Annotated in this window: 9 protein-coding genes; 6 read left to right on the top strand and 3 right to left on the bottom strand. The window is 70.6% G+C overall.

Annotated features, from left to right (window positions below; translation table 11 throughout):
• Nucleotides 1-329 (bottom strand): DUF6758 family protein (locus ACFW2E_RS15090; protein ID WP_384466421.1); only part of this gene is annotated, 329 nt, incomplete at its 3' end.
• 169 nt (nucleotides 330-498) lie between these two features.
• Here ACFW2E_RS15090 and ACFW2E_RS15085 point away from each other — a divergent pair.
• Nucleotides 499-1,722, top strand: coding sequence for an MFS transporter (locus tag ACFW2E_RS15085; protein ID WP_384466419.1), 1,224 nt, complete (start codon nucleotides 499-501; stop codon nucleotides 1,720-1,722).
• 41 nt (nucleotides 1,723-1,763) lie between these two features.
• On the opposite strand, the gene ACFW2E_RS15080 is transcribed toward ACFW2E_RS15085, so the two are convergent.
• Nucleotides 1,764-2,360, bottom strand: coding sequence for a suppressor of fused domain protein (locus ACFW2E_RS15080; protein ID WP_384466417.1), 597 nt, complete (start codon nucleotides 2,358-2,360; stop codon nucleotides 1,764-1,766).
• 512 nt (nucleotides 2,361-2,872) lie between these two features.
• Here ACFW2E_RS15080 and ACFW2E_RS15075 point away from each other — a divergent pair.
• Together ACFW2E_RS15075 and ACFW2E_RS15070 are read left to right on the top strand one after the other, a co-directional pair.
• The gene (locus ACFW2E_RS15075; RefSeq protein ID WP_384466415.1) at nucleotides 2,873-4,009 is read left to right on the top strand and encodes a magnesium and cobalt transport protein CorA; all 1,137 of its coding nucleotides are present in this window, start codon (nucleotides 2,873-2,875) and stop codon (nucleotides 4,007-4,009) included.
• A 40-nt stretch (nucleotides 4,010-4,049) separates the two neighbouring features.
• A complete protein-coding gene (locus ACFW2E_RS15070) occupies nucleotides 4,050-4,565 on the top strand; it encodes a hypothetical protein (protein WP_384466413.1) in 516 nt (171 codons plus the stop codon).
• Between the two features lie 99 nt (nucleotides 4,566-4,664).
• On the opposite strand, the gene ACFW2E_RS15065 is transcribed toward ACFW2E_RS15070, so the two are convergent.
• Entirely contained in the window at nucleotides 4,665-5,423 is a 759-nt protein-coding gene (locus tag ACFW2E_RS15065; protein WP_384466411.1) for a hypothetical protein, read from the bottom strand.
• A gap of 199 nt (nucleotides 5,424-5,622) precedes the next feature.
• Here ACFW2E_RS15065 and ACFW2E_RS15060 point away from each other — a divergent pair, with 199 nt between their 5' ends.
• From ACFW2E_RS15060 to ACFW2E_RS15050, 3 genes are read left to right on the top strand one after another with little or no spacing between them, the layout of a single operon-like run.
• Entirely contained in the window at nucleotides 5,623-6,927 is a 1,305-nt protein-coding gene (locus tag ACFW2E_RS15060) for a magnesium transporter MgtE N-terminal domain-containing protein (protein WP_384466409.1), read from the top strand.
• Nucleotides 6,917-7,522: a DUF1003 domain-containing protein gene (locus ACFW2E_RS15055; RefSeq protein WP_384466407.1), complete on the top strand. Its 606-nt coding sequence runs from the start codon at nucleotides 6,917-6,919 to the stop codon at nucleotides 7,520-7,522. The genes ACFW2E_RS15060 and ACFW2E_RS15055 overlap by 11 nt, the downstream gene beginning before the upstream one ends.
• Before the next feature lie 43 nt (nucleotides 7,523-7,565).
• Entirely contained in the window at nucleotides 7,566-8,699 is a 1,134-nt protein-coding gene (locus ACFW2E_RS15050; RefSeq protein ID WP_384466405.1) for an Mrp/NBP35 family ATP-binding protein, read from the top strand.
• Nucleotides 8,700-8,816: the final 117 nt, after the last annotated feature.

Raw genomic sequence — 8,816 nt, 5'->3', positions numbered from 1 at the left:
ACGCCGAGCTCCTCGGCGACCAGGATCAGCTCGCCCATGCCGCCGAGCGGACCGGGTCCCGAGCAGGCCACAGCCGTCGCCCGACCGCCACTGCGGTCGTCGCCCGCACACGCCACGCCCGTGAACAGCCAGCCCACCGGCAGTGGCCACGGCATCCACACCGGCACCTGCGTGCGATGCACCACCACGCCGAGCGCCTCGACGCTGGGCGGGATCACGGGCTGCACCGGATGCACGGTCCCGTGCACATCGCACTGCCACGAATCGGCGAATAGTCCGGGAGCCCTGACCCGGCCACCACACTTCGGGCAACTGGGTTCGCCCCTCATAGGGCCCCACGGTCCTACCCCCGCTCCCCCACGTCAAGGACGATCACCCGTCCGGACGGAACCGGTCACCACGAGGAACTAGATGCATCTTGCATTAGTTAGCCGAGCTAACTTAGCATGTGTAGATAGCAACCATCTTTTCGCCGGGACCCCCGGGATTGGAGCGAACATGGACGCCTTCGACGCGGGCGCGGGCGGCATCCTGCGGCAACCCAAGGCGGTCTGGGCGACGGCCGGAGCCTGCGTCGTCGCCTTCATGGGCATCGGCCTGGTCGACCCGATCCTGCCGTCCATCGCCCAGGGGCTGAACGCCACCGCCGGCCAGGTCTCCCTGCTCTTCACCTCGTACTTCCTGATCACCGCCGTGGCGATGCTGCTGACCGGCTTCGTCTCCAGCCGCATCGGGGGCCGCAAGACCCTGCTGCTCGGCCTCGCCTTCGTGGTGGTCTTCGCCGGCCTGGCCGGCACGTCGGACTCGGTCGGCCAGCTGGTCGGCTTCCGGGCGGGCTGGGGCCTGGGCAACGCCCTCTTCGTCTCGACCGCCCTCGCCGTCATCGTCGCCGCGGCGGCCGGGGGCAGCGCGGCCGCGATCCTGCTCTACGAATCGGCGCTCGGCCTCGGCATGGCGTGCGGGCCGCTGCTGGGCGCGGTGCTCGGCAACATCAGCTGGCGGTACCCGTTCTTCGGCACGGCCACTCTGATGGCGGTCGGCTTCCTGTGCATCACGGCGTTCCTGAAGGAACAGCCGAAGCCGGCGCGCAGGACGTCGGCCCTGGACCCGATCAGGGCGCTGGGCCACGGCGGACTGGCCTCCGCGGCCGTCTCGGCCTTCTTCTACAACTACACGTTCTTCACCGTGCTGGCCTTCACTCCGTTCGTGCTGAACATGACCCCGTACCGGTCGGGTGCGGTGTTCTTCGCCTGGGGCGTGCTGCTCGCGGTCTTCTCGGTGATCGTGGCCCCGCGCCTGCAGAGGCGGTTCGGCTCGCCGAAGGTGCTCGGCGGGTCGCTGGTGCTGCTCGCCGCCGACGTGCTCGGCCTCGGCTACGGCGACCACACCGCGGCCGTCGTCTGCACGATCCTGTCCGGCGCGTTCATCGGCGTGAACAACACGGTCTACACCGAACTGGCCCTGGGCGTGTCGGACGCGCCGCGCCCGGTGGCGAGCGCGGGCTACAACTTCGTGCGGTGGTTCGCGGCCGCGGCGGCGCCCTACTTCGCACCCAGGATCGAGGAGTGGACCGACGTCCACGTCCCCTTCGTGGTCGCGGCCGTCACCGCGGTCCTGGGCGCGCTGGTCGTCCTCGTACGGCGCGCCGCCCTCACCCGTGGAGCGGAGCGGCCGGCGGCCGTGCACGCCACCGAGGACGACGTCACCGTCTTTGCCAACTGACCGATTCCGGAATTGCGTTGGTGAGATCGGTCACCCTCGGATCAGTCGAGCGGGACGGACCCGCGACCGGGGTCCCTCAGGTCCGTCCCGCTCGCGAGCCACCGCTCCTGGAGGGCCTGGGCGCCGTGCACGCGCTTCCAGGCGGCCTCGTTCGGGGTCATGGGGAGCAGCGGCAGGAACCGTACGGGATCCATCGGCTCGTCCAGCTCCAGGTCCTCGACGAGGCCGCCCGGCTCGCCGACCAGGACCGAGGTGAAGGGAGCGCCGGGCCACAGCGGCTCACCCGTGTCGAGGGAGGCGCCCGGGGCCACGACCACGCCCTCCACCTGTGGTGACGCACCGAGGACGGCGAGCGGGCGGAGCACCTTGTCGGTGTCGGCGAGGCCCGCCCGCACGGAGAGGAACAGCTCCGCGCGGGGTCCCTCGACCGGGTCGGCGAGCATCGCCGTGGGGTCGGTCATGGGGTGCGCGGACATGCCGAGGGTGGCGTAGCGGACGACGGCGCCCTCCTGGTCGCTGTCCTGGAAACGGAGCACCTCGATGCGGTCCGTACCGAGGAAGGTGACCGCGGCGCGCGCGTCCGGTTCTCCCAGCGCGGTAGTCAACCGCGCCTCGACTAGAGGCAGAACATCAACCATGCGGTGAGCATAGAACTCGTCAGTACCGGGCAAAGCGGCGCCTTGACACTACGGGCTGCTGATACTCTGAGCCGGTGGTTCGGGACAGCACGCAGAAGCGTCGCGATCGAGTCCCGACGCCGATTGAGACTCCCCAACGGGGAATGGATCGTCCCTCACGAGGGACCGGCCGGAGGAGGTGGGCGGCATGGACCGAAGTCGACCGTGCAGTACCACCCGCTCTTCCTGCCGTTGAACTAGCTGCTCCGGCTCGTCTGCCTGGCTGCCGCCTCTCGCATTCGTGCGCGTTCCAGTCGCCGCATGGAAGAGCACTTCGTTTCGTTTTGCCTGATCTGTCTGATCTGCATCAGTAGCCGAATCAGCAGCGAAGCCCGCCACCACCGCGACGGTGCGGTGCTCCCCGCTTTGTGGACGTGCCAAACATTCCGCAGCAAGGACGTCCTCATTCCGGGCAGTTCCACCCGTCGCAGCGACCCATGCGTGCCTCGCTGCTCGTTGCGAAGGAGCCTGCCATGTCGATGATCCGCGACCTGCGTGCCGTGGTCCGCCCGTCCCGTCCCTCGCTGCGCAAGAGCAGCAGCCTGCGGATGGACACGAGCGCGTACGACACCACCCGCGACCCTTCGACGCCCTCGGCCGTGGTCGACTGCGCCGTGTACCGCGACGGCACCCGGATCGACGCCGCCAAGCCGCTGACCCCGCAGGAGGCCATGCGGCTGGTGCGCCGCGACGGCGGGTTCGTGTGGATCGGCCTGCACGAGCCGACCGAGGCCGAATTCGCCGGTATCGCGAGCGAGTTCGGGCTGCACCCGCTGGCCGTGGAGGACGCGGTCCAGGCGCACCAGCGCCCGAAGCTGGAGCGCTACGACGACTCCCTCTTCACCGTCTTCAAGACCATCCACTACGTCGAGCACGACCAGCTCACCGCGAACAGTGAGGTCGTGGAGACCGGTGAGGTCATGTGCTTCACCGGCCGGGACTTCTTCATCACCGTCCGGCACGGCGGACAGGGCTCCCTGCGCGCGCTGCGCCACCGGCTCCAGGACGACCCCGAACTGCTCGCCAAGGGCCCCTCGGCCGTGCTGCACGCCATCGCCGACCACGTCGTCGACGGCTACATCGCGGTCGCGGACGCGGTGCAGGACGACATCGACGAGGTGGAGACCGAGGTCTTCTCGCCGGGCCGCAAGGGCGGGGTGTCGCGCGGTGTGGACTCGGCACGGATCTACCAGCTCAAGCGTGAGGTACTGGAGTTCAAGCGCGCGGTCTCGCCGCTGCTGCGGCCCATGCAGCTGCTGAGCGAGCGCCCGATGCGGCTGATCGACCCGGACATCCAGAAGTACTTCCGGGACGTCGCCGACCACCTGGCCCGGGTCCAGGAGCAGGTGCTGGGCTTCGACGAACTCCTCAACTCCATCCTGCAGGCCAACCTGGCGCAGGCGTCGGTCGCGCAGAACGAGGACATGCGCAAGATCACGGCGTGGGCGGCGATCATCGCCGTACCGACGATGGTGTGCGGTGTGTACGGCATGAACTTCAAGTACATGCCCGAACTGCACTGGAAGTACGGCTATCCGGTCATCATGGGCATCACGGTGGTCCTGTGTCTCGGCATCCACCGCACCCTGAAGCGCAACGGCTGGCTGTGAGGGCGGCCTGAGCGGCGGGACGCCTGGTTAGGCTGGGCGCATGACAAGCGAGCTGCTCGACCAGGCCCTCGTCGAGGAGGCCACGAAGAAGTCCGGCCTCATCTGGGTCAAGGGCGCCGGAGCCCCGGCCGCGCGGGCCCTGTGGCACGTGTGGCACGAGGGGGCGGTGTGCCTGCTCGGCGACGGTCCCGGGGAGCAGCCGCTGCCCGGGCTGGCCGACGGGGGCTCCGCCGAGGTGACCGTGCGCAGCAAGGACAAGGGCGGCCGGCTCGTCTCGTGGACGGCGGCCGTGTCCGAGCTCCCGGCCGGTTCCCCCGAGTGGGACGCGGCGGTGGCCGAGCTCAAGGGCAAGCGCCTCAACGCTCCGGACGGGGAGGCGATGACCGACCGCTGGGCCCGCGAGTGCCGGGTGTTCCGCCTGGTGCCGACCGGTGCCACGGCACCGCTGCCCCACGACGCGCTGACCGCGGCCCCGCTGCCCTCGCCGGCGACAACCCGCCGACCGGTCCCGGCCGCGCTCCCACGACTGCTGCTGAAGCGACGCAAGCGCAAGTAGCCTCCACAGGGAGGAACCGGGGCACCGGCCGGACGCGAGAGCCGCGAGCGCCGGTAGATGCCCCCCTCGCGGTGCGCATCGGCCGCGCCCTGCCGGGGACTACGACGTCGGCAGCTGCTGCCCGTAGTCCACGGTCTCGTCCTTCGCGGGCTGCGTCACGGCGAAGTCCTTCCCCCAGTCGGAGAAGCTGAGCGTCCCCGCGCCGCCGCCGCGCACCAGGCGGAGCGGGTACGGCTTGCCCTCCAGGGAGACGTCCAGGGTGCCGCCGGAGCCGTCGTCGCCGGTGATGCGGATGACGCGGGTGCCGGACTGTTCGTGATGGCCGTCCGTGGCCAGCTTGCCGTGCAGGGTCAGCAGTCCGTCGAGCAGTACGGCCTTGTCCGTGAAGCCGCTGAACTTCTTGTAGGCGGGATCGCCCTGGGGCACTTTCACGTACTTGCCGTCGAGCTTGTCCGCGGCCGCCGCGTCCCCGTCCTTGTGGCCGGTGCCGTCCGCGTGGCTCCAGAACTCCGCGTCGGCCTTCAGGTACAGCTTCTCGCCGATCCGCAGCACATGGAAGGTCGTCCCCTCGGAGGTCACGGACCCGGTGCCGCCGTCGGGCTTCAGACGCATGTCGAGCCGGTACGAGTGCCCGCTGGTGACGACCGTCCCGGACAGCCGCACCGCGTCCACGGAACCCGCGGCCGCCTTCGTGGTGCTCTGGATCTTCTCCGGGGCCAGCTTGCCCACTCCGTTGGTGCCCGCGTCCGGATCCTCGCTGCTGCACCCCGCGAGCGCCACCGTACCGGTCACCACCAGTGCGCACGTCGCGGTCACCAGCGCAGCGCGGCGGATACGGCCCTGGGAAGTCGCAGTCACAGGTGGGGCTGCCTTTCTGACGGGTCCTGATCGGCGTACGGCAGCGTACCCGGGCCGCACCCGGCAGGCGGAGCCAGTCCGTCCGGACCGCTCACCAGGGCGTGCCCGATCGGTACGGGCTAGCCTGAACCCCACGGAGCGGGCAATTCGGAAAAGGAACGCGAACCTCAGCACTCCTGCACGCAAAGGAAGCACAGCCATGGCAGCCGGCGTCCCCCGGATCTTCGTCTCGCACCTCGCCGCTGTCCCCGCCTTCGACCCGAACGGCGACCAGGTGGGCCGGGTCCGCGACCTGGTCGTCATACTCCGTGTCGGCCGCCGCCCCCCGCGCCTGCTCGGACTGGTCGTCGAACTGTCCACCCGGCGCCGCATCTTCCTGCCCATGACCCGGGTGACGAGCATCGAGTCCGGCCAGGTCATCACCACGGGCGTGGTCAACGTCCGCCGTTTCGAGCAGCGGCCCACCGAACGGCTCGTCTTCGGGGAGCTGTTCGACCGGCGCGTCAAGCTCGTCGAGACCGACGAGGAGGTCACCGTCCTTGACGTGTCCGTGCAGCAGCTGCCGGCCCGCCGGGACTGGGAGATCGACCGGGTCTTCGTCCGGAAGGGCCGCAAGGGCGGTGCCTTCCGGCGGGCCAAGGGCGAGACGCTCACCGTCGAGTGGTCCGCCGTCACAGGGTTCTCCCTGGAGGAGCACGGGCAGGGCGCCGAGAACCTGCTCGCCACCTTCGAGCAGCTCCGCCCCGCCGACCTCGCCAACGTCCTGCACCATCTCTCCGCCAAGCGGCGCGCCGAGGTCGCCGCCGCCCTCGACGACGACCGGCTCGCCGACGTCCTCGAGGAACTCCCCGAGGACGACCAGATCGAGATCCTCGGCAAGCTGAAGGAGGAACGCGCGGCGGACGTCCTGGAGGTCCTGGAGGCCATGGACCCGGACGACGCCGCCGACCTGCTCTCCGAGCTCCCGGAGGCGGACAAGGAACGGCTGCTGAGCCTGATGCAGCCCGACGACGCGGCCGAGATGCGGCGGCTGATGTCGTACGAGGAGCACACGGCGGGCGGTCTCATGACGACCGAGCCGATCGTCCTGCGCCCCGACGCCACCGTCGCCGACGCCCTCGCGCGGGTCCGCAACCCCGATCTGTCCCCGGCCCTCGCCGCCCAGGTCTATGTGTGCCGCCCGCCCGACGAGACCCCGACCGGCAAGTACCTCGGCACGGTCCACTTCCAGCGCCTGCTGCGCGATCCGCCGTACACCCTGGTCAGCTCGCTGGTCGACGACGACCTGCAACCGCTCGACCCCGAGGCCACGCTGCCCATCATCGCCGGGTTCTTCGCCACGTACGACATGGTGGCGGCGCCCGTGGTCGACGAGGCCGGGTCGCTGCTGGGCGCGGTGACCGTGGACGACGTGCTGGACCACATGCTCCCCGACGACTGGCGCGAGACGGAGTTCCACCTGGACGAGGAGGCGGCGGAGGGGGCGAGCCCCCATGGCTCCTGAGCGCGAGACCAGCCCGCGTGAGCGCACCCCGGTGGGTGCCACCGCCGCCACGCGGCCCCGCGCGCCCCGGCTCGACCAGCCCCGGCCGCCCCGGCGCCGGATCCTGCCCGAGTGGGACCCGGAGGCCTTCGGGCGGCTGTCGGAGAAGATCGCGCGCTTCCTGGGGACCGGACGGTTCATCGTCTGGATGACGGTCGCCATCGTGCTGTGGGTGGTGTGGAACGTGGCCGCGCCGGCCACCCTGCGCTTCGACAACTACCCGTTCATCTTCCTGACGCTGATGCTGTCGCTCCAGGCCTCCTACGCGGCCCCGCTGATCCTGCTCGCGCAGAACCGGCAGGACGACCGTGACCGGGTCAACCTCGAGCAGGACCGCAAGCAGAACGAGCGGTCCATCGCGGACACCGAGTACCTGACCCGCGAGATCGCCGCCCTGCGCATGGGCCTGGGCGAAGTGGCCACCCGCGACTGGATCCGCTCCGAGCTGCAGGACGTCATCAAGGAGGCGGAGGAGCACCGGCGCCACGACGGGCACGTCGTATTCCCGGCAGAACGGTCGGAACGGTCGCCGGGGCGTGACGTAGACGACCGCTGACAGGCTTTCCGGGGCCCCCGCCGTGCGCCGTACCATCGTCCTTATGGCTACGGAAGACGCGGTGCGCGAGGCACTGGCGACGGTGAACGACCCCGAGATCAACCGACCCATCACCGAACTCGGGATGGTCAAATCGGTGGAGATCGGCGAGGACGGTGCGGTCGCGGTCACCGTGTACCTGACGGTCTCCGGCTGCCCGATGCGCGAGACCATCACCCAGCGTGTGACCGACGCGGTGACCCGGGTCGACGGCGTCACCCGCGTCGACGTCACGCTGGACGTCATGAGCGACGAGCAGCGCAAGGAACTGGCGAACGCGCTGCGCGGCGGCCAGGCCGAGCGTGAGGTCCCGTTCGCCAAGCCCGGCAACCTGACCCGGGTGTACGCGGTCGCCTCCGGCAAGGGCGGCGTCGGCAAGTCCTCCGTGACGGTCAACCTGGCTGCGGCGATGGCGGCCGACGGCCTGAAGGTCGGTGTCGTGGACGCCGACATCTACGGCCACTCGGTGCCCCGCATGCTGGGCGCGGACGGCCGTCCGACGCAGGTCGAGAACATGATCATGCCGCCGTCCGCGAACGGCGTGAAGGTCATCTCCATCGGCATGTTCACGCCGGGCAACGCGCCGGTCGTCTGGCGCGGCCCGATGCTCCACCGTGCGCTCCAGCAGTTCCTGGCGGACGTGTACTGGGGCGACCTGGACGTCCTGCTCCTGGACCTCCCGCCCGGCACCGGTGACATCGCGATCTCCGTCGCCCAGCTGATCCCCAACGCGGAGATCCTGGTCGTGACGACGCCGCAGCAGGCCGCCGCCGAGGTGGCCGAGCGGGCCGGCTCCATCGCCGTCCAGACCCACCAGAAGATCGTCGGCGTCGTCGAGAACATGTCCGGCCTGCCCTGCCCGCACTGCGGCGAGATGGTCGACGTCTTCGGCACGGGCGGCGGTCAGCTGGTCGCGGACGGCCTGACGCGTACGACGGGCGCGACCGTCCCCGTCCTCGGCAACATCCCGATCGACGTCCGCCTCCGCGAGGGCGGCGACGAGGGCAAGCCGGTCGTCCTGACCGACCCGGACTCCCCGGCGGGCTCCGCCCTGCGCGCCATCGCGGGCAAGCTCGGGGGGCGGCAGCGGGGCCTTTCGGGGCTGTCCCTGGGGATCACGCCGAAGAACAAGTTCTAGGCCTGCCGACAGGCCACGAGAAGGGGCGGCCGGCGCCCGCGGCGGCGCGCCCCCCGCGGGGCGCAGGGCGACGTCGAGATGGCGTTTTTCGACCCGCATCCCCGTCCCGACGCGCGG

The sequence above is a fragment of the Streptomyces sp. NPDC058964 genome (assembly GCF_042741275.1).
Classification (GTDB): domain Bacteria; phylum Actinomycetota; class Actinomycetes; order Streptomycetales; family Streptomycetaceae; genus Streptomyces.
Note: the sequence above shows the minus strand (reverse complement) of the source record. Positions and strands in the feature narration are given on the sequence as shown.